The sequence below is a fragment of the Marinococcus halophilus genome (assembly GCF_002265875.1).
Taxonomy (GTDB): domain Bacteria; phylum Bacillota; class Bacilli; order Bacillales; family Marinococcaceae; genus Marinococcus; species Marinococcus halophilus.
In genome coordinates this window covers 108,508-135,378 of sequence record NZ_NPFA01000004.1, presented here as the reverse complement: position 1 = coordinate 135,378, position 26,871 = coordinate 108,508, and the positions used below count along the sequence as shown (strand labels likewise).

Sequence of the window (26,871 nt, the reverse complement as noted above, 5' to 3'; positions counted from 1 at the left end):
AATAGTTATGGATGGGGGAAGTATTATGACCAGTGAACGAACGTTTGTGATGGTAAAGCCGGACGGGGTCCAGCGCGGCTTAGTCGGCAGAATTGTTCAACGCTTTGAAGAAAAAGGATTGAAAATGGCTGCCGGTAAATTCATGCGTATTTCAACTGAATTAGCTCAAACGCATTACGAAGAACATAAGGAAAAGCCTTTTTTTGATGATTTGGTCAGTTTTATTACGTCAGGGCCAGTATTTGCCGTAGTGCTTGAAGGCCAGGACGCCATACATATTTCCCGGGCACTGATCGGGAAAACAGATCCAAAAGAAGCACTGGCAGGAACAATCCGCGGCGATTATGGCCATATAAAAGAAAAAAACGTAGTCCATGGTTCGGATTCTCTCGAAAGTGCGGACCGGGAAATTGGTTTGTTCTTCAAAGCAGAAGAAGTGCTCGAGTACGAGCGTGCCATTGATGCCTGGCTGTAAAATAAGATTAAGCTGACATGCTTTTGGGAATACACCCTTATAGACAATCCAAGATAAGGGTGATAACTAATGATGTATTTACTGGCAATACTTTTGCCGCCGGTGGCTGTATTAATCGTTGGCCGGCCATTTCAGGCGTTTATTAATTTTCTGCTGCTCCTGATTTTCTGGGTGCCGGCGTCCATTCATGCCTGCTTTGTTGTTGCAGATGCCAAAGCAGAAAAACGAGCGAAAAGGTACTAACTTAAAACGTGTCCCCATCAGGGGGCTCGTTTTTTTATAATCTATCAAAACGCCTTCTGTATTATTTCAATTGAATATTTTTATGCCGCCAGTCGATATAATTAAAAAGGTCTTCGCACGGTCTCTGATGAAAAAAGAACGCCGTGCTATAATATTGATACTCAGTAAAGTGGGGATACTATGACAGGCAGGCAGAACACAGTAGTGGAAGATCAAATAAACGATGATTATGGTGTGTTTGTGCAAAAAATGAAAGGCCTCACCGGTCTGGATCTGCATTTATACAAAGAGGAGCAGATGAAGCGGCGCCTGTTTTCCTTTCTGCAGAAAAAAGGGTTTCACTCGTTTACAGATTTATATAACCGGGGGATTCAAAATGACAAAGTACTTTTAGAAGAAATGCTGGACCGGATGACCATTAATGTTTCCGAATTTTTTCGTAATCCCTCCCGGTGGGAGGTGCTGCAGACGTCGATTCTTCCAGAAATAGTTAAAAAGCAAAGCAACCCGCACATTTGGTCTGCAGCCTGTTCCACGGGGGAAGAACCATACTCTCTTTGGATGATGATGAAAGAACAATTTTCGGGAGTATCTTTTTCTATTACTGCCACTGACATTGACCGCCGGATTCTTGAGCAGGCGCAGTTGGGCATCTATTCAAGCCGGGCTGTAGAAAATGTGCCGCCGGCATATCTGCAAAAATATTTCCAGGCAGGCCCGCCTGCCTACCAATTTGATACAAAAGCTGCGGCCAAAGATATTCGTTTTAAAAAGCAGAATCTTCTTGCAGACAAACCAGTAAGGGATGTAGATGTTATCATTTGCAGAAATGTGATGATTTATTTTACTGAAGAAGCAAAGGAATATATTTATCATCAGTTTTATCAAACATTGCGGCCGGGCGGGGTGTTGTTTGTCGGAAGCACGGAGCAGATGTTTCATCCGGAAAAGTATAAATTTGAGCCGGTCGGGACTTTTTTTTACCGTAAAATATAAGCTTTTCAGGAAGATGGCAGAAGGCAGTTTCGCTAAATAGAGGAGTATGTTATCATTTACTGCATAAAAGCACTAAAGAGATACGCATGGAGTAAAGGGGAGAGAAGGCACACATGAGATTTTTAACCGCAGGGGAATCACACGGACCACAACAGACAACGATCGTTGAGGGAGTTCCGGCACAGATGGAGCTTCTTGAAGAGGACATCAACCAGGAGCTGGCTAGGCGCCAGGGCGGTTACGGCCGCGGCCGCAGGATGCAGATTGAAAAAGATAAAGTGAAGTTTTTAAGCGGGGTCCGGCACGGAAAAACGACCGGAGCACCTATCACAATGGTCGTAGAAAACGACGATTTTAAACACTGGGAAAAAATTATGGGCACGGAGCCTTTATCTGAAGAGGAAGCGGAAAAAGTGAAAAGGAAAATTACCCGCCCGCGTCCTGGTCATGCGGATTTGAACGGGGCTATTAAATACGGCCACCGCGACATGAGAAATGTCCTCGAGCGGTCTTCGGCAAGAGAAACGACCGCCCGGGTAATGGCGGGGGCACTCGCGAAAAAAATTCTTAAGACCTTTGGAATAGAGGTTGGCGGACAGGTACTTACGATTGGCGGTATTCATTCAGCGCAGACGTCTTATTCCTCCATCCAGGAACTGCAGGAAAAAACAGAAGCTTCCCCGGTTCGCTGCCTGGATCCGGAAGCAGAGAAGCAAATGATGGAAGCGATCGACAAGGCGAAAGCAGATGGCGATTCCATTGGCGGCGTTGTACAGACTGTGGTGGAAGGCCTGCCGGTGGGGCTGGGAAGCCATGTGCAGTACGATCATAAGCTTGACGGTAAAATCGTTGGGGCCGTTGCAAGCATTAACGCTTTTAAAGGGGCGGAAGTCGGTATTGGCTTTGAAGCAGCGAACCGGCCGGGGAGCCAGGTTCATGATGAAATTGTCTGGGACAAAGAGCACGGCTACTATCGCAGCACCAATAACCTTGGTGGTTTTGAGGGCGGTATGACAAACGGTATGCCAGTAGTCATTCAGGGCGTGATGAAGCCGATTCCAACTCTCTACAAGCCGCTGCAAAGCGTAGACATTGATTCTAAAGAGCCGTTTAAAGCGAGCATTGAGCGTTCGGACAGCTGTGCGGTGCCTGCTGCCTCAGTTGTGATGGAAAACGTTGTAGCATTCGAAGTGGCTGTATCCTTTTTGGATATGTTCGGCACAGATAATGTTGACCGCATCCGCCGGAATTTTGAAGAGTACGTACAGGAAGCGAAGGAATTTTAAGCGATGGAAACCGTACAGATACAAGCGGAGAAAAGAAGCTATCCGGTAATAATCGGGGAAGGGCTCCGCTATCAGCTTGGAGACGTTTTACAGGAAACGGCGGCCGGCAAAAGCCGCTTTCTGCTCGTCGTGGACGAGGCGGTAGAAGCTCTGTACCGGAGAGAAACAGAAAGCCAGCTCGCCCGGCTGCTTCCCGTAAGCACCTATGTGATGCCTTCAGGAGAAGGATCCAAATCGGTAACGGAGCTTGCCCGGCTTTGGGAGTTCGCAGCGGAAAAGGAGATGGACAGAAAATCAGTCTTTGTAGCACTCGGCGGCGGTGTGGCAGGAGACTTGACCGGGTTTGCAGCGGCTGGGTACATGCGGGGTGTGGACTATATTCAATTGCCGACCACTCTTCTTGCTCAGGACAGCAGTGTGGGGGGGAAGACCGGTATTAACCTGAATGCCGGCAAAAATCTCGCTGGCGCTTTTCACCCGCCACTTGCCGTAATATACGATATACAGACGCTTCATACCCTGCCAGACGCCGAGTGGCGCTCTGGATTCGCAGAAATGATCAAGCATGCCTATCTTGACGGAGAGAGCTTTTTACAGGATTTAAAAGCCCGCGTCCAGAGTGTGGAAGATATGAAGTCACCTGAAGTCGCTTCATGGATCAGACGGTCGATTGAAGTCAAAGCCCGTATTGTCGAAGAAGACGAACGCGAGCAGGGAGTGCGGGCGTTTTTAAACCTGGGGCACACCCTGGGCCATGCCTTGGAAAAAGAGTTGGGGTACGGCCGGATTACTCATGGGGAAGGTGTGGCGGCCGGCCTTTGGTTTGCGCTCGCCTTAAGTAACGATGAGGGCGTGGGCCACTGGGACCTGGGCAAAGAAAAAAAATGGCTCGAATCGCTCGGCTATCCAATGGACGCCCCCGGTGAGCTTTCAGCGGCCACGCTGGTGGAATCAATGAAAAGAGATAAAAAGACTTCCCACGGGAATATCCATTACGTGCTGCTTGAGGAACCAGGGAAGCCACGGAAAGCAAAAGTGGAAGAAGATACGATCAGGCAGCTGCTAGATCGCTACTACAAATAGGCAGGTGACCATAGTGATACGAGGTGTAAGGGGAGCAACAACGGTAAAAGAAAATCGTGCAGAAGAGATCTGGGAGGAAACCGAACGGGTGCTCCGGGAGATGATTGCGGAAAATCATATTACTGCAGATCAGGTGTCACATATTTGGTTTACGGTCACTTCCGACCTCAACGCTGCTTTTCCAGCAAAAGCGGCAAGGGAAATCCCGGGCTGGGAATTTGTGCCCGTAATGTGTGCCCAGGAGATACCAGTGCCCGGCAGTCTGGAGAAGTGCATCCGCGTGATGATGACTGCGGACGTGAAAGTGCCTGCAAAAGATGTGCAGCATGTCTTTTTAAACGAGGCAGTAGCGCTTCGTCCGGATCTGGGTTTGACAAAGCAGAACGATTCCTAGTAGGATAAGGATAAGTTTAGAGAATCGACAGTTAAGGTATAGACGAGCGCTGCCGCCGGAGGCAGCCTAGAGAGTTAGAAGAGCAGAGACAGAATAGCAGAGAATAGAAGATACCTAACGATACATTTAACAAAACAATCCTGCGTAGCATATGCAGGGTTCTCTTCTATTATGCCTCTCTGCCTGCAGAGAGGTTTTTCTTGTGTTCTGGCATGCTTTTCCACTAAAGGAGGAAAAACCGTGACCAAAACAACGAAGCAAGTATTTACTGATGCATGTGCATCCCACCGGACGATTCCCTATATGGAGCATTACTTTTCCGATACTCTCACCCCGATTGATGTGTTCCGTCACTTTCAGGAGGATGCGGTGTATCTGCTTGAAAGTAAAGACGAAGCATCCCCGTGGTCCAGGTACTCATTTGTCGGGCTTCATCCCTCCTACCGGATTGTAGAACAGGGAGGGGAGTTTCGTCTCGAGAAGATAGACGGGACCCTTGTACTTACAGCAGCTGATCTGGAATCGTGCATGCAGCAGGCAACAGATTATATTGACCCTGCGCTCCCGGAGGTGGATCTTCCCTTTAAAGGAGGAGCTGTTGGAGCGCTGTCGTACGATGCAGTAGAACTGTTTGAACCAAAGCTTGCTCCAGAGACGTCTCCGGAATCGCGCATTCATTTCGTGTACTGCCAGACGATTATGGCACTCGACCAGACAAACAAAGAGCTGACGATCATTTATTACGATGAACATACAGAGACAGCGCCTGACGGCCGGTTTGAAGAAGCAAAAAATACGGTCGGGAAGCTTCAAAAAAGCCTTCAGAATGGAAATTCAGGCTCTGCAATGTATCCTCCGCTTGAAAAAAATACAGCAGTGGACTTCAGCCGGGTCCAATCTAATTATTCGAAGGAAAGCTTTATGAATGCGGTGGAGAAAATCAAAGAGTATATTGTAGCCGGAGACGTATTTCAAACGGTGCTGTCCCAGCGATTTGAGATTCCGACGACCGTAAGCGGCTTTGACCTTTACCGGGTACTGCGGATGATTAACCCGTCACCGTATTTGTTTTACCTGCGCCTTGGGGAAACAGAAGTTGTGGGAAGCTCTCCGGAGCGGCTTGTCCAGGTGCTGGACGGTCATGTGGAAATTCATCCAATTGCTGGCACCCGGAAGCGGGGCAAAACGAATGAGGAGGATAAAACGTTTGAACAAGAGCTCCTTGCCGATGAAAAAGAGCGGGCTGAACACTTTATGCTCGTTGATTTGGCACGAAACGATGTGGGCAGGATTGCCTCCTACGGGACGGTGGAAACACCGGTATTGCTTGAAACGGTCCGTTTTTCGCACGTGATGCACATCATTTCCAAGGTGACAGGGCGCCTTTCTCCATTTGTCTCTCCGGTAGCTGCCCTTCAGTCTGCTTTTCCGGCCGGAACTGTTTCGGGTGCACCGAAAATCCGGGCGATGGAAATTTTGAAAGAACTCGAGCCCACAAGGCGAGGAATGTACGCCGGAGCCGTGTGCTATATGGGTTTTGACGGAAACATTGACTCCTGTATTGCAATCCGTACGATGCTTGTGGAAAATCAGGTGGCAAAGGTGCAGGCGGGGGCCGGCATCGTTGCTGATTCGGACCCGGAGTCAGAATATGAAGAAACACAAAACAAAGCGGCAGCTCTTCTCCGTGCTGTGGCTGCAGCTGAAGCAATGTTTGTCGATGAGAAGGGAGAGAATATTCATGCTCAAAGCACTGTTGAATAAATGCATTGAGGGGCATACACTAAAAGAACAGGAAGCAGAACAGGCTATGGACTTTATTATGCAGGGTGAGGCTACACCAAGCCAGATTGCCGGCCTTATTACCATCATGAGGTTTCGGGGCGAAACGGTGGAAGAGTTAACTGGTTTTGTCCGCAGTATGCGCCGGCATGCCCTTTCATTAGAGCATGAAGAACCTTCTCTTCTCGATACGTGCGGCACCGGCGGCGACGTAAGTTCCACGTACAACATTTCCACTGCTTCTGCGATCGCGTTGAGTGGAGCAGGGATCAAGGTGGCCAAGCACGGCAACCGCTCGGTTTCATCCAAAAGCGGCAGCGCCGATGTGCTTGAAACGATGCAAGTGCCCGTACAGTCAGGGCCGGAGGAAGCAGTGAAAGCTCTGCAGGAAAAAGGCCTGGCCTTTCTGTTTGCCCCTCTGTACCATGTAGCCATGAAGCATGCGGTCACTCCCAGAAAAGAACTGGGCTTTCGTACGATTTTTAATGTGCTCGGACCGTTAACGAATCCGGCAAATGCCGATATCCAGGTAGTCGGTGTGTTCGACCGGGAATACGGGGAAAAAATGGCTTACGTGCTAAGAAACCTGGGTGCGAGCCGTGCGCTATTTGTTACTGGCAGAGACGGCCTCGATGAAATGACGATTTCAGACAGTACGTATATCACGGAGCTTCGTGATGGTGAAATTACGAAATATGAAATTACACCTGAGGAAGCAGGCCTTACAAGGGCTCCTATCGAGGAGGTACAGGTGGAAACGGCAGAGGAAAGCGCATCTCTAATTGAAAATATTTTTAATGGCTCAAAAACCGGGGCAGCAAAAGATATTTTACTTTTAAACATGGGCGCTGCATTTTACGCTGTCGGCCGGGCAGAAACAATTGCAGATGGCGTACAGCTTGCAGAAGAGACCATCGGCGGCGGCCAGGCCGAGCAACAGCTGCAGCGTCTGCGGGGAAATGAGGTTAAATCAACGTATGCTTGAAAAAATACTGCAAACCAAACAGGAAGAGCTCTCCCGTATTGTGATCGGCGAGCGGCCGGACGTGCCGTTTCGTTCGTTGAAAAACGCATTGCAGCAGGATCCGCTGAATGTACAAATTATCGCGGAAGTAAAAAAAGCTTCTCCATCCAAAGGACTGATACGAAACGATTTTGATCCGGAAACGATCGCTTTAGACTACGAACAGGGAGGGGCTGCCGCCCTGTCAGTATTGACCGATGAAACGTATTTTCAGGGAAGCGGCAGTTATTTGACAGCGGTTAAAACCCTTTCCTCGCTGCCTGTGCTGCGCAAGGATTTTATTATCGATTCCAGACAGGTGGAGGAGAGTGCAGCAATGGGGGCAGACGCCATTTTACTGATTGCAGAAGCACTTGCCCCGGAGAAACTCCATGAATTGTATCAACAGGCTTACAAGCTGGGTATGGAAGTACTTGTAGAAGCTCATTCCCCGGAAATGCTTCATGAACTGCTTCATCAGTTTACCCCGGAAATTATCGGTATTAATAATCGTGACCTTCACACGTTCCATACAGAGCTCGAGCAGACAGGGAAAGCAGCTTCATTTATACCGGAAGACAGTGTGCTCGTCAGCGAAAGCGGCATCCGTACAAAGGAAGATCTTGATTATGTGCAGCTGCTCGGAGCAGAGGCGGCTCTTGTCGGTGAATCACTGATGAGGCAGCCGGATGTGCGGGAGGCGCTACTAAAATTACGGGGAGTGAATATTCATGCTTCCACAGACACCGATGTTTAAAATGTGCGGCCTGCATTCCGAAAACGATGTACGGCTTGCGGCTTCTTCCTCCGCGTCGTTTGCAGGGTTTGTTTTCGCCCCGGGGAAAAGAAACGTAGAGCCTGCCAACGTGCGAAAATGGCTGCAGGCTCACCCGCTGTGCAGTAAAAAAATAGCTGCCCTGTTTGTGAATGCCCCGGTCCGGAAAGTGATTGCTGTCGTTGAAGAAATTCAGGCGGACGTAATCCAGCTCCACGGCGAAGAACCACCGGAGGAAGCAGCTGTTATTCGCCACCGTACTGGGAAGGATGTGTGGAAAGCCCTTCCGCACGGAGAATATACGCATCAACAGATTGATGCCTATGCGGATTATGTTGATGGCTTCATCATCGACGCCAAAGTCAATGGCCGGTTTGGAGGGTCAGGCGAATCCTTCGCCTGGGAGCACGTACCCGGTTATATAAAAGCTGGAAAAGCCCACCGGCTTCCGCTATTTATCGCAGGAGGCGTTCGCCCGGAAAATGTTGAAGACCTGCTCGCGTATCATCCGGCAGGTATTGATATTTCCAGTGGCCTGGAAAAAGACGGAATAAAAGATGCCGGCTTATTAGAACAATTAGAGAAGAGGTTGAATAGCTATGCAGCAGATATATCCCGATGAACGTGGACGGTACGGGGATTATGGCGGAAAATACGTGCCGGAAACGCTCATGTATGCACTGGAGGAGCTTGAAGAAGCATTTAACGCTGCCTGGGGGGATGCGTCCTTTCATGAAGAATATCAGGATATTCTGCGTGAATATGCCGGCCGTGAAACCCCGCTGACGTTTGCTGGGCATTTGACGGAGCACCTGGGCGGAGCGCAGATTTATTTAAAACGGGAGGACCTGCTCCATACCGGCGCCCATAAGTTAAATAATGCCATCGGCCAGGTGCTTTTGGCCAGACGGATGGGGAAATCAAAAATTGTTGCAGAAACCGGAGCGGGCCAGCACGGAGTAGCAACAGCTACGGTTTGTGCGAAGTTCGGGCTGGAGTGCAAAGTGTTTATGGGTGAAGAGGATATGGAACGGCAGGCACTGAATGTTTTCCGCATGGAGCTGCTCGGAGCGGAAGTGCTGCCTGCCTCGTCCGGAAACAAAACTTTAAAGGATGCTACCAACGAAGCGATCCGCTACTGGGTGACGAACGTTGAAGATACGTTTTATTTAATTGGATCCGTTGTCGGGCCGCACCCTTATCCAATGATTGTCCGGAACTACCAGCGGATTATTGGAGACGAAACAAAACAGCAGATGCAGACGTGTTGCGGGGCTCTTCCAGATGCGATTGCAGCATGCGTGGGGGGCGGAAGCAATGCGATCGGCATGTTTTATCCGTTTCTCGAAGACAATGTAAAGCTTTACGGGGCAGAGGCAGCCGGCATGGGCGTTCATACCGCCCAGCACGCAGCAACGATTTCAAAAGGCACCCGCGGGGTGATTCACGGATCGCTGACGTATTTAATCCAGGACGAAAACGGGCAGATTATTGAGCCGTATTCTATTTCCGCGGGGCTGGACTACCCGGGCATTGGGCCGGAGCACGCCCATCTGGCCGAAAGCGGACGCGTAGAATACACGGGTGTGACAGACGAAGAATCGCTGGAAGCACTTTCGCTGTTAACGAAAAAAGAAGGTATTCTACCGGCAATTGAATCCTCCCACGCGCTCTACCTGGCGTTTGAAAAAGCCAAACAGATGGACAGAAATGAACGAATCGTTATCTGCCTCTCGGGCCGCGGGGACAAAGATGTCGAAACGATCCGCCGCCGCATGGAAGGAGAGAGCAGTGATGAATAAAGCAACAAATGTGCTGACGGTGGAAGAAGCAGCAACTCGGGCATCGTACCCTTTGTTCGTGCCATTTATTATGGCAGGGGATCCGGATGAGGAGGCGACCATTTCGATTGCTCTTTCGCTTCAGGAGGCGGGGGCTCATATTTTAGAGCTTGGCATTCCGTATTCTGATCCGCTGGCTGATGGGCCGCTGCTTCAGCGCTCAGCCCAGCGTGCGCTCAAAGGAGGCATGAGCCTGAAAGGGGCTCTGCGCCTAATCCGGACGATGAGAGAACACGGGCTGACCATTCCGGTCGTCGTGTTTTCCTACGTCAATCCGGTACTCCGCATGGGAGAAGAAACGTTTGTCAAAGAAGCGGCATCTGCGGGAGCAAACGGGGTGCTGATTCCGGACCTTCCCATGGAAGAAAGCAGTTTGATTAGTACCTTTGCTAAAGAGAAAGGATTGTCGGTCATTTCACTCGTGGCACCAACGTCTGCCCACCGTATTGAAAAAATTGCCTCCCAGGCCCGGGGTTTTCTGTACTGCGTCTCAAGTCTCGGCGTAACCGGCACCAGAGATGCCTTCCCGGATGAAGCCTATGCATTTATCCGCAAAGTAAAAGAAACAAGTACGGTGCCGGTCGCCGTCGGTTTTGGTATATCCAACCGCCGGCAGGTGGAGCTGCTTGATGGTGTGAGCGACGGTATTGTTGTTGGCAGTGCGATTATGAAAATTGTTGAAGAGCAGCAGGAAGCCTTGACTTCGAGTAATAAAGCAGATCGAAACCAGGCACTGAACGAAATTAAAACCTTTGTCTCCACGTTAATTTCGTCGTAAGATAGTAATCAGCATACAAAGACGAGGTGACAATGTTGTATATTAAAAAACAGATTAAAGGCATGACGCCTTACCAGCCGGGAAAACCGATTGAAGAAGTAAAACGGGAGCTTGGCCTGGCCACTGTTCATAAAATGGCTTCCAATGAAAATCCATATGGTGCTCCGCAGGAGGCCAAACAGGCGATTCAAGCAGCTGCAGCCGATCCGGAAATTTACCCGGATGGCTATGCGGCCGAACTGCGTCAGGCCGTCGCTGAAGAGCTGAATGTCGGGGAAAAACAGCTGCTGTTTGGCGCCGGCTCTGATGAAGTGATTTTGATGCTTTGCCGGGCAATGCTTGGACCGGATACAAATACAGTCATGGCAGTTCCTTCATTTTCGCAGTATAAACATAACGCGGTTATTGAAGGAGCAGAAATCCGGGAAATTCCGGCGGTGCACGGAGAGCATCAGCTCGAAGCAATGCTTGAAGCAATCGATGAGAACACACGCATCATCTGGGTGTGTAACCCGAATAACCCTTCGGGAGCTTACATCAATGAGGAAGCGTTTGTAGACTTTCTTGACCGGGTGCCGGAAAATGTCCTGGTGGTGTCGGACGAGGCGTATATCGAATACGTTACTGCAAAGGATTATCCGGACACGCTGAAGCTGCTGAAGGAATACCCGAACCTCCTGCTTTTACGTACATTCTCAAAAGCATACGGCCTGGCATCGCTTCGGGTCGGGTACGGAATCGGCCATGAAGAGCTGATTCAATCTCTGGACCCGGTGCGGCCGCCGTTTAACGTAACAGCTGTTGCCCAAAGGGCAGCAACAGCTGCGTTGAAGGACCGCAGCTTTATTGAAAATTGCCGGGAGCAAAACAAAAAAGAACTCGAAAAAATGACGGCGTTTTGTGAAGGGCAGGGGCTGGACTATGTCCCTTCGCAGACTAATTTTCTGTTGATTCATACCGGAGTGGCAGGCAGCATCGTTTTTAATGAGATGCTGAAAAAGGGGATTATCATCCGCTCAGGAGAAGCTCTTGGCTATCCGGAATCGATCCGTGTAACGATAGGAACTGAAGAGCAGAACGAAGCCTTCCGAAAGACATTGAGTGAAGTGCTTGAACACCAGCAGGCCAAGCTTTAGCGGGCAGTGCCTGGAACCCGGCTCCGCGTGGGCCGGGTGTTTTTATGTATGGAACAAAGAGAGGCCTGGAGGGAAACAGATGCAGAAAAAAGCAGCAGTTATCGGGCTGGGACTGATCGGAGGATCGATTGCCCTTGCCATCAAACAGGAGCACCCTGGCGTGTATATTACAGGAACAGACGTGGACGAAGCGCAGACCAAGCTTGCGGTCTCTTTGAATGTTATTGACGAAGCTGCCCCGGGCCTGCAGGAAGCCGTAAAGGAAGCAGATCTGATTGTGCTTGCCACCCCGGTGGCAACGACCGAGAACTTGCTGGTACAGCTGGCTGGCATGTCTCTGAAATCCGGAGCCATCGTCACCGACGTCGGCAGTACAAAGACATCAATCTGTGAACAGGCAGAAGTTTTATCGGGAAAGCAAGTACATTTTATCGGAGGCCACCCGATGGCCGGCTCACATAAAAGCGGCGTTCATGCCGCCCGTGTCCGCCTGTTCGAAAATGCCTACTACGTACTGGTGCCAAACGGCCCGGGCTCTTCCGAAAAGGTTGGAGAGATTAAAGAGTGGCTTCAGGGCACGCAGGCAAAGTTTATTGAGTTGTCCTACGAGCAGCACGATATGCTGACAGGAGTAATCAGTCATTTTCCGCATATTGTAGCATCGGCACTCGTACATCAGGTGAAGGGGATGGAGGACGAACAAGCCTGGGTAACGAAGCTCGCCGCCGGCGGGTTTCGGGATATTACAAGAATCGCTTCAGCCAGTCCCGAAATGTGGACGGATATTCTGCTGAAAAACAATGACGTCATGCGGCAGCTGATGGAAGACTGGAAACAGCAGATGAGTGCCATTGAACAAATGCTTGTCCTGCAGGACAAGCAACAAATATATCAATTTTTTGAGCATGCCAAGTCGTACCGGGATGGCCTGCCGGCTAAAAAACAGGGAGCCATACCGGCTATTTATGACCTGTTTGTCGACGTGCCGGACCACCCCGGGGTGATTTCAGATGTAACCGGGATTCTTGGACGAAGCGGTATCAGTATTATTAATATACGAATTCTTGAAACGAGAGAGGACATCATGGGAGTGCTGCAGCTGACGTTCCGTACTGAAAACGACCGGCGGGCTGGAATGCAGCAGCTTGAAAAGCATGATTATGAATCTTATATTGGGTAACGCAAAAAAGAATGAAAAAATAGGAGAGAATCATTGACAACGCTTACAATTACGTTATACTAATATTAGCGTATGGTTTCTCTCCACTCCTATCCATACTCTTTATCTTAAAACTAGCCGGAATGGCGGCACACCTGATGAGTAGACATCGGGTGTTTTTTTTTGTTTTTGCAAGCGTTATCAAGGAGGCGGGATTAAAGGTTTTCTGTTCGTCACAGCAGGCAATGTTTGCTATAATTACACAGTGCTAAACGAGATTTATCTGGGAGAAAGGTTGTTGACGGCGTGAATTTAGAAACGATCCTCGAAACGATAAAAAATGGTGATACGGAAAAAGGCCTGGAAGAGCTCGAGAAATATACCAAATCTGCGAACGATCAGGAAAAATACGATATTGTGGAAGTGTACCAGGAGCTGGGCCGCTCGGATAAGGCTCAGCCACTTATTGAAGAGCTGCTCGGGAACTACCCGGACGAGGGGGCTCTGCTCACTACGGCGGCCGAGAATGCCATTGACCTCGACGATGAAGATGAGGCAATTGAGTGGCTGCTCGAAGTGAAAGAATCAGACGAAGAATATTTACGGGCTCAGCTTCTGCTGGCCGATCTGTATCAGATGCAGGGGCTTGATGAAGTAGCGGAACAGAAACTTCTGGACGCCTTAAAGCAGAGCCCTGAAGAGCCGGTACTGCTTGCCGCTGTCGGCGATTATTATTTATCGCGTGGGGATTATGCCAAAAGTATTCCTTACTTGAAGCAGGCCGAGGGCGCCGGGTTTAAATTTCCGGACGGCAGTCTGAACCTACGTCTCGCTGAAGCATACAGCGTAACCGGTTCATTTGAGGATGCGCTGAATTACTACGAAGCCGGACTGAAAGAACACACCGAGCTTCATGCGCTGTTCGGCTATGGGTATACGGCTCTACAGGTGAGTGTTTATCAGCTGGCCGCGGAGAAATTTGAAGAACTCCGGAATATGGATAAAGACTTTGTGGCGTTATATCCGTACCTGGTGCGAAGCTACGAAGGGCTCGAAGATCATGAAAAGGCCCTTGAAGCAGCACAGGCTGGCATAAAGGAAGATGAACACAATGAGAATCTGTATGCGGAAGCCGGAAAGCTTTACATGGCACTTGGCAATGAAGGAGAAGGAGAGAAACACCTGAAAGAGGCTTTGGCTTTAAATCCGGGACATCTGGAAGCGGCGAATGCGCTCCTCAGCATGTGGATGGAGCAGGAAGAACCAGAGGCAATGATTGATCTGATTGATCATTTGTACGAAATGGGCGAGCCGGACGTGCGTTTTCAGTGGTACTATGCCCGTGCCAAAAACCTTCAGGACGAGCCCGTCGAGGCAAAGGAAAAGTATGAAGAGGTTTACAGCGTATACCAGGAAAACGAAGTATTTCTCGAAGAATACGGACGTCTGCTGCTCGAGCTTGGCTACCGTGAAAACGCGTTGAAGCATCTGGAACAGGCTTCAGTTATGCAGCCGGACAACACAGAGCTGCAGCTTCTGCTTGAAGACCTTCGTATGAGCGAATAAAGACACGAACCTGGTGTCTTTTCCTACATATACAATGAGGCGGATGATACAGTGAAACAGCTACTTGGATGGTTTGGGACGCCCTATGTGTTAATCCCGCTTTTTATTATTAACGCGCTCGGCACTATTTACGGCTACGTCTGGTACGGAGGGCAGCTGCAGCAGACTCCGGCTGTGTTTCTGCCTTTCGTCCCGGACAGCCCGACGGCGAGCCTGGTTTTTACGGTCGTTCTCGGTCTGTACATTATTGGCAGGAGAAGCGGACTGGCGGAAGCATTCGCTTTTATAACACTTGTGAAATACGGGCTTTGGGCGGTAGGAATGAATGTGTTTTCCGGCATTGCCGGAGAGGCGCTCAGCTGGCAGCACTACATGCTTATTGCCTCTCATGCGGGCATGGCACTGCAGGCGCTGCTGTATCTTCCATATTACCGGGTGAAGCTCTGGCATATCGGGGCAGTGGCCGTATGGACGCTACATAATGACGTGATTGATTATGTTTTTGGAATGTATCCGTGGGTTTCCACACCACTTGAGCCGTATATTTCCCTAATCGGCTACGGCACGTTCTGGCTCAGCATTCTTTCGGTCGGACTGCTGCTCTGGTGGAGGCTCAGCCCCGGCCGGCCAGAGCTTCGGCTCATGGAGGAATAGTGCGTAATCTTTGACTTTATACCCCCGTCTGCATATAATGTAAGTATATATAAATGGAGGGATGAGAAAAAATGGGAATGCTTCTGTTATATTTAGCAGCGCTGATCCTCATTCCGCTTTGGGCGCAGTCCAAAGTGAAAAAAGCATACAAAAAATATTCGAACGTAAGCAATTCGTCCGGGATGACAGGCGCCTCTGTCGCAAAAAAAATCCTGGAGGAAAACGGCATCTATAACGTACGCGTAGAGCCAACTAAAGGAAAATTAACGGATCATTATGATCCTTCGAAAAAAGTCGTCCGCTTGTCGGAGGAGAACTACTACAATTCGACAGTAGCGGCTCAGGCCATTGCTTCCCACGAGGTGGGGCACGCTATCCAGGACGCAGAAAACTACGCGTTCTTGCGCTTCCGTTCCTCGCTTGCGCCGGTTGCTTCGACTGGCTCAAACCTGTCGTTCTTTTTAATCCTTGGAGGTATTTTTCTTCAATCGACCGGCATGTTTCTGGCAGGTATCATATTCTTTTCGGCCGCCGTACTGTTCCAGGTTGTCACTCTTCCGGTGGAATTTAACGCGAGCAGCCGGGCAATGAACCAAATAGTGGCAACCGGTATTATCAGCAACAACGAAGAGCGGGAAACGAAAAAAGTGCTTGACGCCGCAGCATTAACGTACGTTGCAGCTGCTCTGGTAGCCGTGCTGGAACTGGGACGTTTTATCGCCATGTTTCTCATGACAAGCGAAGAATAGTGGAAAACACCTGCCCGATAACGATCGGCGCAGGTGTTTTTGTCTGTCAGACACTGAGAGCCTGGGGATTTCCTCATTGCAGCGGGTTTTTGTTTTCATCGAGAGTAAAGCCTTCGCCAATAACATCCTGTACATCATTAACTGTAACAAATGCATGGGGGTCCACCCGCTCGACAAGATGCTTCAGACGCATCAGTTCATTTTTACCGACCACGCAGTAAAGTATTTCTTTTTCCTGGCGGGTGAAGCTTCCTTTTCCATTTAATATGGTCGCTCCTCGGTTCATTTCCTGTAAAATGGCATCAGCTACCTCCGGCGCCTGATCGGAAATGATCATGGCAGCTTTGCCGGAGTATGCGCCCTGCTGAATAAAATCGATGACCCGCGCAGCCACGAACACGAACACAAGTGTATACATCGCTTCCCGGTAGTCCAAATACAACAGGGAAGCAATGATTACGAAAGCATCGAACATAAACAATGACCGCCCCATCGTCCAGCCGAATACGTTGCTTGCAAGCTTGGCGATAATGTCGGCTCCCCCGGTCGTACCGCCGTACCGGAAAACAATGCCGAGCCCTGAACCAACAAAAACTCCGGCAAACAGGGCGACAAGCACAAGGTCATCCTGGAGCGGTAGACGGAGGAGATCGACTTTTTGAAACAGCCATAGAAAAAAGCTGACAGCGGCTGTACTTATAAGCGTATAGACAAACACGTGCCGGCCAAGCAGCCGCCAGCCCAAAATCAGAACTGGAATATTCAGAAAAAGGTTGCTGAAGGCTGGGTTGATATTGAATAAATTATAAAGAATTAGGGTAATACCAGTAAAGCCGCCGTCCGCTAGCTGGTTTTGCATGTTAAAATAGACGAGTCCAAAACTCATAATGGCAGAGCCAAGTACGACAAAAAAGATATTACGGGTATGTATCCAAACGTTAATAATGATTCCTCCTCTCTGGCCGGAAAGCTCGTATCAACCGTTACATTATAGTAAAGCCTGCAGCAGGAGGCAATCGATGTTTGTCAAACCAAAAGGATTTTTATACGATTGAGGGGAGGAAGCCGGTATGACACAGGAACAAATAACAATGAAAGATATGCAGGAAAAGGTAGACGCCTTTATCGGCCAGTTTGAAGAAGGGTATTTCAGTCCGCTGGCCATGCTTGCAAGAATGACCGAGGAAACGGGCGAGCTTGCCAGAGAAATTAATCACTACTACGGAGAAAAGCCGAAAAAAGAAAGCGAAGAGCATAAATCTCTGGATAAAGAAATGGGCGATCTGCTGTTTGTGCTTATTTGCTTTGCGAATTCACTTGATATTGATCTAGAGGAAGCCTTTCGTATCGTAATGGACAAGTTTGAAACAAGAGATCAGGATAGATGGACGAAAAAGGAGAATGACAAATGACTGAATCAATCCGCGTTATTGTTGCCGGGCCAAGAGGAAACATGGGCAAAGAAGCTGTACATATGATTGAAAGAGAAGAGCACCTGGAGCTCGCTGCCGTAGTGGATCATAAATACGAGGGTGCTTTGCTTTCCGATATCGAAGGCATGCCCAACCTGGAAGCCCGCGTCTATACGAACGTCGACCAGTGTCTTAGCGAGATTGGAGCAGAAGTGTTTGTAGATCTGACTACTCCGGAAATTGGAAAGGTACATACAGAGAAAGCGCTCGATTACGGACTGGCACCTGTCGTCGGGACTACCGGTTTTTCTGATGAAGATCTTGAACGCCTGCGGCAGAAAGCGAAGGAACAGCAGCGGGGAGTGCTGATTGTTCCAAACTTTGCCATTGGTGCTGTTCTGATGATGAAAATGTCACAAATGGCAGCGGCCTACTTCCCGGATGTAGAGATTACTGAACTCCATCATGACCGTAAGCTCGACGCTCCGTCTGGCACAGCCGTGAAAACAGCAAAGCTGATTCAAGAAAACCGGGCCAAAAAAACCCAGGGGCACCCGGAGGAAAAAGAAACCATGCCGGGAGCCCGCGGGGCGGAGCTCGATGGGATGCGGATTCACAGCACCCGTCTTCCAGGGCTGGTGGCTCATCAGCAGGTAATGTTTGGCGGTGAAGGCCAGACACTCACTATACGGCACGACTCGATTAACCGTGCGTCGTTTATGCCGGGAGTTAAATTTGCAATCGAGCAGGTAATCACGATGAAAGAACTTGTGTATGGCCTCGAAAATATTCTGGAGTAAGGGGACTTTTTTATGAATATCGCATTGATTGCCCATGATAAGAAAAAAGACGACCTCATTCGGTTTGCCGAAGCCTACAGACATATTCTCGAGCGTCATACTCTTTCAGCAACAGGAACCACCGGAGGAAGACTGCAGAAGGAAGCAGGCCTGCACGTAAAACAATATCAGTCCGGGCCGCTCGGGGGCGATCAGCAGATCGGGGCAAAAATAGCGGAACAGCAGGTGGACCTGGTGCTTTTTTTCCGGGACCCGTTAACTGCACAGCCTCATGAACCCGATATTACGGCCCTGATGAGGCTTGCTGACGTACATGGGGTGCCGCTGGCAACAAATATGGCTGCGGCTGAAGTGCTGATTAAAGGCCTGGAACACGGATTGTTTGCCTTTCGGGAGATTTTAAAGGAGTCCACAGATCAATATGACACATAAACGAACGCTTTTAACCGTGGGAGCCCATCCTGATGATATCGAAATCGGGATGGGCGGAACGGTAGCGCAGCACAGTAAAACCGACAATGTCTATATGCTTTCCCTGACAGAGGGGGACCTTTCATCCAACGGCACGGTGGAAACAAGGCAGCAGGAAGCAGAGCGTGCGGCGGAAATCCTCGGTGCCCAGCGGCTTCAGCTTACCTGGAGAGACCGGATGCTTACAGCAGTAACCCAGGAAGAGTACACGCAGCTTGTGCAGCTGATCCGCCGCATCCAGCCGGACACGATATTTGCCCCTTACTATATCGATCGGCATCCGGACCACGGCGATGCCGGGAATATCGTTAAGCGGGCTTTGTTTGATGCGGGGGTTAAGCTTTATCCGGGTGTGGATGAAAATGCCCACAAGGTGCCAGACATGTACTACTACATGATTAACGGCTACCACCGGCCGACCTTTTATGTGGATATCACCACGGCCGCCGGTGACAAAGAAGCGGCATTACGGGCGTATAAAAGCCAGTTTAATCTGGGAGAAGAGGCCACAAGTACGCCGCTTACGGATGGGTACCTCGAAACGATACAGGCAAGAGACCGACTATTCGGCAAAGAAACGGGAGTGACTTACGCGGAAGGGTTTATCGCAGAAACTCCGATGCTTTTTCAACAGGTGCCCGGCAAACAAGGAAGTGACTAAGCATGAAAATTGGAATAACGTGCTACCCGACGGTAGGAGGGTCGGGAGTGATTGCGACGGAGCTCGGCAAGCTGCTCGCTGAACAAGGCCATGAGATCCATTTCATCACCTCGGCCATCCCATATCGTTTAACCGAAACCTCACCGAATATTTATTACCACGAAGTTTCCGTGAATCAGTACGAAGTGTTTCAGTACCCGCCTTATTCATTAACACTCGCAAGTAAAATGGCGGAAGTGGTCAACCGGGAGCAGCTTGACGTGCTGCACGTGCATTACGCCGTACCTCACGCTGTCTGTGCGATTTTAGCCAGAGATATGACCGACCATCCTGTGAAAGTAGTAACAACGCTGCACGGCACTGACATTACCGTTCTCGGACATGATTCATCGCTTCGGGACATTATCCGCTACGCCATTCAGCGTTCGGATGAAGTAACGGCCGTGTCTGACGCTTTAGTTAACCAGACCCGGCATATGCTTGAAGTCGACCGTGATATTCATACAATATACAATTTCGTGGATGAACGGGTTTATGCCCCGAAAAAGGATAAAAAGGATTTAAAAAAAGCGTACAATATTGATGAGGACGAAAAAGTGCTTCTCCATGTCTCTAATTTTCGGCCGGTAAAAAGAGTGGTAGACGTTGTTCGCACATTTGCAGCAGTACAGACCGAAGTTTCCTGCAAGCTCGTCATGCTCGGGGACGGACCGGACCGGGAAAAGGCATGGGCCGAGGCAAAAAAACTAGGCGTTGACCAGGATGTGCTGTTCTTAGGCAATCAGCGGGAGGTCGCCGACTATTTGCATATTGCTGACCTGATGCTGCTTCTTTCCGAGAAAGAAAGCTTCGGACTCGCCGCGCTGGAAGCAATGGCGTGCGGAGTGCCAGTAATCGGCACGGATGTTGGAGGCATTCCTGAAGTAGTTTTTCATAATGAAACCGGCTATGTTGTGCCGCTCGGGGCTGTGGAACTAGCCGCCCAGCAGGCGGTGGAACTGCTACTTGATCCAGACAAAATGAAACGGTTTGAGCAGCGTTCGCTCGACGTGGTGGAAGAACATTTCTCCTCCTCACGCATCGTAACCCAATACGAAGAAGTGTACCGCCGGACCATGGGGGACGAATAATGAACGAAGGGCAGACGTGGGAAGAAGGGCTGCATATTATCAAGACGTTACGACGGCGCGGCATCGATGCCTACGTGGTAGGGGGAGCCGTGCGCGACGGGCTGATGAGCCGGGAGCCGAGTGATATAGATATAGCAGCCGCCGCGACTGTGAAGGAACTTTCGGTTATATTTCCGCACGCAGTGAAGCCGTCGGAAAAACACGGAACCCTGCTCGTGAAGAGTGGAAAGAATATCGTGGAGGTTACCCCATTCCGCGCAGGGGCAAAAACAATTGAAGAGGACCTGCAGCAGCGGGATTTTACATGTAACGCGATAGCAGCAGATGAACAGGGCATGGTAATAGATCCATTTAACGGCCGGAGAGACATCCGGCAGCAGGTGCTGCGCACGCCGGGCCCGGCTGAACAGACCTTTTCCCTTGATCCGCTTCGGGTTGTGCGGGCGTTTCGGTTTAGTTCGGTCCTCGGATTTTCGCTGGACCCGGGAGTCGAGCGGGCAGCAGAATCAGCTGCGGCTGGTCTTGCACATACCGCTGTGGAACGAATACGTGATGAAATTACCAGACTGCTTGAGGGCCAAAAGCGGCTGGACGCCCTGGAAAACATGAGGGAGCTGCGTCTGTTTTCGTATTTTCCGCAAGCAGTACAAACGGTGTCCGCCTTTTTTTATCATTCGACGCTTGTACAATTCCCTGCTGGCAAAGAGGCTTCGTGGGCAGCTTTATTATACGCCCTGTATGGGCATAGAAGCTTGAACATGCTGCATGGATGGAGGTTTTCCAACCAGGCACGAAAACAGTGTCGCTGGCTGTTGGAACGGATCGACGTCCCCGCTTCCCCCGATACATGGCTGCAGTGGCTGTATTATTTCGGGCCGCAGCAGGTGGCGGATCTTGAAGAACTTAAACAGTGGAAGTATTTTGCTTACCACCGACGCCCCAGGTCAGAATGGAAAAGAAAATGGGAAGGGCTTCCAATCCATTCCAGTCAGGAGCTTGCGCTTCCGCCGAAGACAATCGCTTTAATGCCGGCCTACAAGGGCACGGCGAAGATTGGAGAGGCAGTAGCATTATTGGAAAAGGCGGTTGTGAACGAAAAGGTAGAAAACAGTGAACAAAAGCTGTTAGCCTATTTGGAGGAAAAAGAACGATGAATAAAAACCGATTGCTGCAGCTGTTGATGGCTCACCAGGATCGCCCGGTGTCCGGGCAGGAAATCAGCGATGACCTGCAGGTGTCCCGTACTGCTGTATGGAAACAAATTGAAGAACTGCGGAAAAACGGGTACGAAATTGAAGCAGCGTCCCGGCGCGGATACCGGCTGGTGCGTATTCCCGACCGTGTCGGCACAGAAGAAATAATGCTTCATCTTACAACTGCACGTCTCGGCCGCCCGATTATTTATAAAGATACCGTTACCTCCACTCAGGAAATTGTGAGGGAAGAAGCTGAAAAAGGAGCCAAAGAAGGACTTATTGCGGTCGCGAATGAACAGATGCAGGGCCGCGGAAGACTTGGGCGCGTATGGCAGAGCAGGCCCGAACAAGGCATTTGGATGAGCCTGCTGCTTCGCCCGCAGGTGCCCCCGCGCTACGCTCCGCAGCTCACTCTGTTGTCAGCGGTAGCTCTTGCCGAGGCGCTTGACAGTTATCTGCCGGAGCCGACGACGATTAAATGGCCGAACGATATACGCATTCATAAAAGAAAAGTCGCAGGGATACTAACGGAAATGCAGGCAGACATGGATGAAGTACAGACGGTCATTGTCGGCATGGGTATTAATGTGAATCAAAACGACGGGGATTTCACTGAAGAACTTGCTGAAAAAGCTGGCTCTATCCGTCAGTACGCAGGTGTCCGCCAGAGCCGTCCGCAGGTTATCGCTTCTATCTTAAAAAGCTACGAGACCTGGTATAATGAATACTTAACGAATGGATTTGGTGCAGTCAAAGCAGCCTGGACCGCCAAGGCTGATACTCTGGGCAGCTTTATCCAGGTAGAGACGTCCAGGCAGACAGTAGAAGGAAAAGCTCTTCGTATAACGGAGGAAGGGGCACTGCAGGTTCAAAGGTCAGACGGAAACACCCAGACGGTGCACAGCGGCGAAATTTTGGATGATCCGCCGTCCGGGTAACGGAAGAAAGGAGGCAGGCAGATGGGACAAAAATATGTAGTCATAGATGTAGAAACGACCGGCACTTCTCCAAGAAAAGGAGCAAAAATAATTGAAATCGGCGCAGTGCTGATGGAGGATGAACAAGTGCTTGACACTCTTTCGACCTTTATCCAGCCGCATATGCCGATTCCTCCTTTTATCCAGCAGTTTACGGGCATTCATGACCAGGATGTAGAGCACGCCCCCGAGTTTTACGAAGTAGCTCCCACCTTAACTGCCTGGCTCGAGGATGCCGCCTTTGTCGGACACAACGTGCAGTTTGATCTGGCATTTATCAATGCCGGCATGCAGGAAGCGGGATTCCCGCTGTTTCAGGGAGCCGTAGTGGATACGGTGGAGTGTGCGAGACTGGCCTATCCCGAAGCTCCGGGGTTCCGGCTGTCGCAGATCACGTCGTGGCTGGACCTCGACCATGATCGTCCACACCGGGCGGACAGTGACGCCCTCGTCACGGCGGAACTGTGGATATCCATCCGTAAAAAACTTGCTATGCTTCCGAAGGCTGTGCTCCACCATCTGGACCGGCTGGCTGGCTTTCTGCACAGTGATCTCCACCGGTATATTGAACGCTGCATTGCAAAAGCACCGCAGCAGCTTCCCTACGATTTAGAGGAAAACCACGGCATTGTGTTCCGTAAAGAGCTTCCAGCGGATAAGCCGGAGCAGAGAAGCGTATCGCTTAAGGAAACCCTCAGCAAAGGCCATGCTAAACGAAGCGGTTGGGAACGCTTTGAGGAGCGCCCGGGGCAGCTGGAGATGGCTGAAATGGTCTATGCTTCGTTTAAGGAGCGGTCTCATGCTGTCATAGAAGCCGGCACCGGCCTGGGGAAAACGCTAGCTTATTTGCTTCCGGCAGTAAAATACCATCGTACATATAACCAAAAAATCTTAATTTCCACTCAGACACTTACCCTGCAGGAGCAGCTGATGAATGAGGACCTGCCGTTGCTCGAGCGGCTCATTGACGACCGGATCTCTGTGGCAGTTTTAAAAGGCCGGAGCAACTATATCTCTCTTCAGCGGTTTGAAAAATGGCTGCAGCACCGCCAATTTTCGCTCGAAGAAGCGCTTGGCCTCGGCCAGGTGCTGGTATGGCTGACGGAAACCAGGCACGGGGATCTGGATGAAATAAATATGGCCGGCGGCCGCAGAAATGCCCTGTGGGAAAGTCTGCGTCAAAACCATTACCAGGAGGAGCATGCCCAAAGAGGATGGGAGGCGTTTTGCTTTTATGCACGGGCCCGCCGCAAAGCTGAATATGCTGATATTGTCGTTACCAATCATGCGATGCTTTTAAGCGACATATACCAGGGAAATAATTTATTTGCCGCCTACCCTTATGTGATTATTGATGAAGCGCATCATCTGCCGGACACGGCAGGAAAATATGCAGGCAGAGCCGTGCACTATACAAAAGCGAACCGCCTGCTCCGCAGATTTGGCCTGGATACGAAGCAGAGTGTGGTACGGCCGCTCATTTGGTTTGGCGAAGAAGCCGGAATCACGTTTGAGTCAGGCTGGTACCAGGAACGCGAGGATAACCACGCGGTGCTCATGTATGAATGTGACGAACTGTTCCGCCTTCTCACCCGCTGGTGCCGCACGTCTTCCGGCCGTCGTCGTTCGGAGGTGGGCAGATACAGCCAGCGCTTTATTCCCGGCGGAGAAGCGGGTCCGGTATGGGAACAGGTGGAGGAAGCCGGCCGTCGTTTTCTCGCCCTGCTGGAACAGGAATTCAAGGAATGGCAAACGTTTGAGAAAGTGTGGGAAACCCAGCCATCAGCTAAAAGTTTTGTAAATGAACTTGCTGAACTAAATGCATATATGGAACAGCTGGACGGACTTGGGGACAATCTGTTTCACCTGCTGTTTGAACGGGAGCCTGAGCATGTGTACTGGGTGGAAGCAGAGCAGAGCGGCGCCAAAAATGCCGCGTATATTTATGCCCGCCCAATGGAAGTGGCATCGGAGCTGAGTGAACAGCTGTTTATGAGAAAAGACAGCGTGGTGCTTACGTCCGGTTCCCTGGCGGTTAATGGCTCGTTTGATTACATGAAATCAAAAATGGGGTTGAATGATTTCCTGCCGCAAACAAACCTGATCGCTTCTCCTTACCATTACGCGTCCCAGACACAGCTGCTCGTTCCAAAAGACATTTCCGGGGTGAACGACAAACACGCAGACTTTGAGCTGGAAGCGGCTGAATATATTTTCCATGCTGTTAATATTACGGAAGGTAAAACAATGGTGCTGTTTACTTCGTTTAATATGCTTAAACAGGTGTATCATCAGCTCAAGGAATGGACGGAAGAGTCGACATTGAGTGTTATCGGGCAAGGGATTACAAGCGGCACCCATGCCAAGCTGACCAAGCTGTTTCAACAGCAGGACAATGCTCTTTTACTTGGGACCAATGCCTTCTGGGAGGGTGTCGATATCCCCGGTGAAAAGCTGCAGCATGTAATTATTGTGCGCCTGCCGTTTTCCCCGCCCACAGACCCCGTCTACGAAGCTGTGTCGGATAAATTGCAGCGCGAAGGAAAAAGGTCATTTTATACAGAGGCCCTGCCGCATGCTGTGCTCCGGTTCAAGCAGGGATTTGGCCGCCTGATCCGCCATTCTGATGACCGGGGCGTAGTAACGGTCCTTGATAAAAGGATTATGGAGGCTTCCTATGGCTCCTCATTCATTGACTCGATTCCCCGCACCAATACGTATTATGAACCGATGTATGCGGTGCTGGACCGTATCGCTGATTTTTTTGAAGAAGCAAAAAAACGTTAAAAGGAGTGCAGAAATGGAACACTTTGTAATCGAGCATGTTTACCCAATCCCAAATGCACGCGGCGTCCGGGCGGTCAAAAGCCATATTGAAGTGAAGAACGGCACAATCATTACTGTAGCCCCGGGAGACTACCAGAATAGGGAAAGCGGCGCTATTATTCTGGATGGCCGGGGCAAATGGCTGAGCCCGGGTCTGTACAACACCCACGGCCATACCCCGATGACAATGATGCGGGGGGTTTCGGATGACGTGGTGCTCCAGGAATGGCTGAACAACCATGTGTGGCCAAGAGAGCGCCTGTTTACCAGCGAAACAGCGAAGGCCGGCACAGAGCTTGCTCTCGCGGAAATGATCCGCACTGGCACAACTGGATTCCTCGACATGTACCATATGGGCATGCAAAACACATATGAACTCGTGAAAAGCTCGGGCATCAAGTCAATGATTTCTAAGGGCATGATGAGTATTGGAACGCCGGAGGAGCAGAGCGAAAAGCTTGCAGCGGCCGCCCGTGACTTAAAAGAGTGGGAGCAGGATTCAAGCGGAAGAATAACAGGGATGCTTTTCCCACACGCACCGTATACATGCACACCGGACTTTTTGGAAAAAATTGTTGATGCGGGGCACCGCTACAATTTGCCGCTTGGTATTCATCTTGAGGAAACGGCCAGGGAAGTGGCAGATTATCAGCACGATTATGGCATGACTCCGGCCAGGAAATTAAAGGAGATTGGATTTTATTCACGCCCGGCGATGCTTACGCACGTCGTGCATGCGACAGATGAGGATCTCGACGACATGAGCGTGCCGGAAGTGACTATTTCCTACAATCCAATGAGCAATGCCAAGCTTGGCTCAGGTATTGCTCGTGTTCCGGAAATGCTAAAACGCGGCCTAAGGGTGACAATTGGCACGGACAGTGCTGTTTCCAACAACAACCTTGACATGTTTGAAGAGCTCCGCCTGGGCGCTTTGATGCAGAAAGTTGCCTTTCAGGATCCCAGTTCAATAGAAACAGAAGCGGTCTGGAAGATGGCAACAGAGAACGGTGCAGCATCGATGGGATTTGACAACAGCGGCAAGCTGGAATCAGGAGCTGCAGCCGACTTTATTCTACTCGACAGTGCATCATTTGCGCTCCAGCCGTATGATAATATTTTATCGCACCTAGTGTACGCGGCCTCCGGCAGAGATGTCACTGACAGCTTTGTGAACGGCAGACAGCTGATGAAAGACGGCGAACTTCTGACGCTCGATGAAGAAAAAATTAACGCCGAGGCCAACCGCCATTACCGTAAATTAAATGAAGCGTACTTATAGTACGCCGGGCGAGGTGAAATAATGGGAAACGAACAGCTTGAGGTCGTCGCCTCTGTAAAAATCGAAGCGTCGTCGGATCTGTATAAAATTGTTGATACACTAAATCGCACGTTAAAGCAGGAGGAATTAATGTTCGGCCTTTCTCTTGATAAGGAAAACGAAGAGCAGATGGTGTTTACCATTTACCGCACATAGG

28 protein-coding genes are annotated in these 26,871 nt (G+C 50.2%); 27 read left to right on the top strand and 1 reads right to left on the bottom strand.

Translation table 11 applies throughout. The features are described 5' to 3' along the window. Positions 1-25: 25 nt before the first annotated feature. The 17 genes from ndk to CHL76_RS05760 all read left to right on the top strand — a co-directional run bounded on the left by ndk (position 26) and on the right by CHL76_RS05760 (position 15,920). Positions 26-475, top strand: coding sequence for a nucleoside-diphosphate kinase (ndk, locus tag CHL76_RS05840; protein ID WP_079476590.1), 450 nt, complete (start codon positions 26-28; stop codon positions 473-475). Between the two features lie 69 nt (positions 476-544). Continuing rightward, entirely contained in the window at positions 545-718 is a 174-nt protein-coding gene (locus tag CHL76_RS05835; RefSeq protein WP_079476589.1) for a YqaE/Pmp3 family membrane protein, read from the top strand. A gap of 180 nt (positions 719-898) precedes the next feature. Beyond that, entirely contained in the window at positions 899-1,714 is an 816-nt protein-coding gene (locus tag CHL76_RS05830; protein ID WP_158219084.1) for a CheR family methyltransferase, read from the top strand. 113 nt (positions 1,715-1,827) lie between these two features. Then, positions 1,828-3,000 (top strand): chorismate synthase, encoded by a 1,173-nt coding sequence (aroC, locus tag CHL76_RS05825; RefSeq protein WP_094908097.1) that lies wholly within the window; start codon positions 1,828-1,830, stop codon positions 2,998-3,000. A gap of 3 nt (positions 3,001-3,003) precedes the next feature. After that, the gene (gene aroB / locus CHL76_RS05820) at positions 3,004-4,083 is read left to right on the top strand and encodes a 3-dehydroquinate synthase (protein ID WP_094908096.1); all 1,080 of its coding nucleotides are present in this window, start codon (positions 3,004-3,006) and stop codon (positions 4,081-4,083) included. A 4-nt stretch (positions 4,084-4,087) separates the two neighbouring features. After that, positions 4,088-4,477: a chorismate mutase gene (gene aroH, locus CHL76_RS05815; RefSeq protein ID WP_332908337.1), complete on the top strand. Its 390-nt coding sequence runs from the start codon at positions 4,088-4,090 to the stop codon at positions 4,475-4,477. A 240-nt stretch (positions 4,478-4,717) separates the two neighbouring features. Then, a complete protein-coding gene (gene trpE / locus CHL76_RS05810; protein WP_307725190.1) occupies positions 4,718-6,241 on the top strand; it encodes an anthranilate synthase component I in 1,524 nt (507 codons plus the stop codon). After that, positions 6,219-7,244, top strand: coding sequence for an anthranilate phosphoribosyltransferase (gene trpD / locus CHL76_RS05805; RefSeq protein WP_079476584.1), 1,026 nt, complete (start codon positions 6,219-6,221; stop codon positions 7,242-7,244). Before trpE ends, trpD begins: the two co-directional genes overlap by 23 nt. Continuing rightward, entirely contained in the window at positions 7,237-8,019 is a 783-nt protein-coding gene (gene trpC, locus CHL76_RS05800; protein ID WP_094908094.1) for an indole-3-glycerol phosphate synthase TrpC, read from the top strand. Before trpD ends, trpC begins: the two co-directional genes overlap by 8 nt. Beyond that, positions 7,994-8,659, top strand: coding sequence for a phosphoribosylanthranilate isomerase (locus CHL76_RS05795; RefSeq protein WP_079476582.1), 666 nt, complete (start codon positions 7,994-7,996; stop codon positions 8,657-8,659). The genes trpC and CHL76_RS05795 overlap by 26 nt, the downstream gene beginning before the upstream one ends. Beyond that, the gene (gene trpB / locus CHL76_RS05790) at positions 8,637-9,839 is read left to right on the top strand and encodes a tryptophan synthase subunit beta (RefSeq protein WP_079476581.1); all 1,203 of its coding nucleotides are present in this window, start codon (positions 8,637-8,639) and stop codon (positions 9,837-9,839) included. Before CHL76_RS05795 ends, trpB begins: the two co-directional genes overlap by 23 nt. After that, positions 9,832-10,656: a tryptophan synthase subunit alpha gene (gene trpA / locus CHL76_RS05785; protein ID WP_094908093.1), complete on the top strand. Its 825-nt coding sequence runs from the start codon at positions 9,832-9,834 to the stop codon at positions 10,654-10,656. The genes trpB and trpA overlap by 8 nt, the downstream gene beginning before the upstream one ends. Positions 10,657-10,691: 35 nt before the next feature. After that, a complete protein-coding gene (hisC, locus tag CHL76_RS05780; protein WP_079477043.1) occupies positions 10,692-11,792 on the top strand; it encodes a histidinol-phosphate transaminase in 1,101 nt (366 codons plus the stop codon). 79 nt (positions 11,793-11,871) lie between these two features. After that, positions 11,872-12,972 (top strand): prephenate dehydrogenase, encoded by a 1,101-nt coding sequence (locus CHL76_RS05775; RefSeq protein WP_079476579.1) that lies wholly within the window; start codon positions 11,872-11,874, stop codon positions 12,970-12,972. A 285-nt stretch (positions 12,973-13,257) separates the two neighbouring features. Next, positions 13,258-14,517, top strand: coding sequence for a tetratricopeptide repeat protein (locus CHL76_RS05770; RefSeq protein ID WP_094908092.1), 1,260 nt, complete (start codon positions 13,258-13,260; stop codon positions 14,515-14,517). Between the two features lie 51 nt (positions 14,518-14,568). Continuing rightward, a complete protein-coding gene (locus tag CHL76_RS05765; protein WP_079476577.1) occupies positions 14,569-15,171 on the top strand; it encodes a DUF1405 domain-containing protein in 603 nt (200 codons plus the stop codon). Positions 15,172-15,242: 71 nt separating this feature from the next. Beyond that, positions 15,243-15,920 (top strand): zinc metallopeptidase, encoded by a 678-nt coding sequence (locus CHL76_RS05760; protein ID WP_079476576.1) that lies wholly within the window; start codon positions 15,243-15,245, stop codon positions 15,918-15,920. 73 nt (positions 15,921-15,993) lie between these two features. On the opposite strand, the gene CHL76_RS05755 is transcribed toward CHL76_RS05760, so the two are convergent. Continuing rightward, positions 15,994-16,863: a YitT family protein gene (locus CHL76_RS05755; RefSeq protein WP_079476575.1), complete on the bottom strand. Its 870-nt coding sequence runs from the start codon at positions 16,861-16,863 to the stop codon at positions 15,994-15,996. Positions 16,864-16,990: 127 nt separating this feature from the next. Here CHL76_RS05755 and CHL76_RS05750 point away from each other — a divergent pair, with 127 nt between their 5' ends. Genes CHL76_RS05750 through CHL76_RS05705 form a run of 10 tightly spaced genes read left to right on the top strand, consistent with a single transcriptional unit; the run spans position 16,991 to position 26,870 of the window. Then, a complete protein-coding gene (locus tag CHL76_RS05750) occupies positions 16,991-17,332 on the top strand; it encodes a nucleotide pyrophosphohydrolase (protein ID WP_079476574.1) in 342 nt (113 codons plus the stop codon). Then, positions 17,329-18,132 (top strand): 4-hydroxy-tetrahydrodipicolinate reductase, encoded by an 804-nt coding sequence (gene dapB, locus CHL76_RS05745; RefSeq protein ID WP_094908090.1) that lies wholly within the window; start codon positions 17,329-17,331, stop codon positions 18,130-18,132. The genes CHL76_RS05750 and dapB overlap by 4 nt, the downstream gene beginning before the upstream one ends. Positions 18,133-18,144: 12 nt before the next feature. Then, positions 18,145-18,564, top strand: coding sequence for a methylglyoxal synthase (gene mgsA / locus CHL76_RS05740; protein ID WP_079476572.1), 420 nt, complete (start codon positions 18,145-18,147; stop codon positions 18,562-18,564). Further along, positions 18,554-19,264: a bacillithiol biosynthesis deacetylase BshB1 gene (gene bshB1 / locus CHL76_RS05735; protein WP_094908089.1), complete on the top strand. Its 711-nt coding sequence runs from the start codon at positions 18,554-18,556 to the stop codon at positions 19,262-19,264. Before mgsA ends, bshB1 begins: the two co-directional genes overlap by 11 nt. A 2-nt stretch (positions 19,265-19,266) precedes the next feature. Next, positions 19,267-20,394 (top strand): N-acetyl-alpha-D-glucosaminyl L-malate synthase BshA, encoded by a 1,128-nt coding sequence (gene bshA, locus CHL76_RS05730; protein WP_079476570.1) that lies wholly within the window; start codon positions 19,267-19,269, stop codon positions 20,392-20,394. After that, positions 20,394-21,548 carry a hypothetical protein gene (locus tag CHL76_RS05725; protein WP_094908088.1) on the top strand — a complete coding sequence of 385 codons (1,155 nt, stop codon included), beginning with the start codon at positions 20,394-20,396 and terminating at the stop codon, positions 21,546-21,548. The genes bshA and CHL76_RS05725 overlap by 1 nt, the downstream gene beginning before the upstream one ends. Continuing rightward, entirely contained in the window at positions 21,545-22,528 is a 984-nt protein-coding gene (locus CHL76_RS05720; protein WP_079476568.1) for a biotin--[acetyl-CoA-carboxylase] ligase, read from the top strand. Before CHL76_RS05725 ends, CHL76_RS05720 begins: the two co-directional genes overlap by 4 nt. A 21-nt stretch (positions 22,529-22,549) precedes the next feature. Next, complete coding sequence (dinG, locus tag CHL76_RS05715) at positions 22,550-25,354, top strand: ATP-dependent DNA helicase DinG (protein ID WP_094908087.1); 2,805 nt, start codon at positions 22,550-22,552, stop codon at positions 25,352-25,354. A gap of 13 nt (positions 25,355-25,367) precedes the next feature. Next, complete coding sequence (locus tag CHL76_RS05710) at positions 25,368-26,675, top strand: amidohydrolase (protein ID WP_158219083.1); 1,308 nt, start codon at positions 25,368-25,370, stop codon at positions 26,673-26,675. 21 nt (positions 26,676-26,696) lie between these two features. Beyond that, positions 26,697-26,870: a YpmA family protein gene (locus CHL76_RS05705; protein ID WP_022792243.1), complete on the top strand. Its 174-nt coding sequence runs from the start codon at positions 26,697-26,699 to the stop codon at positions 26,868-26,870. Position 26,871 lies beyond the last annotated feature (1 nt).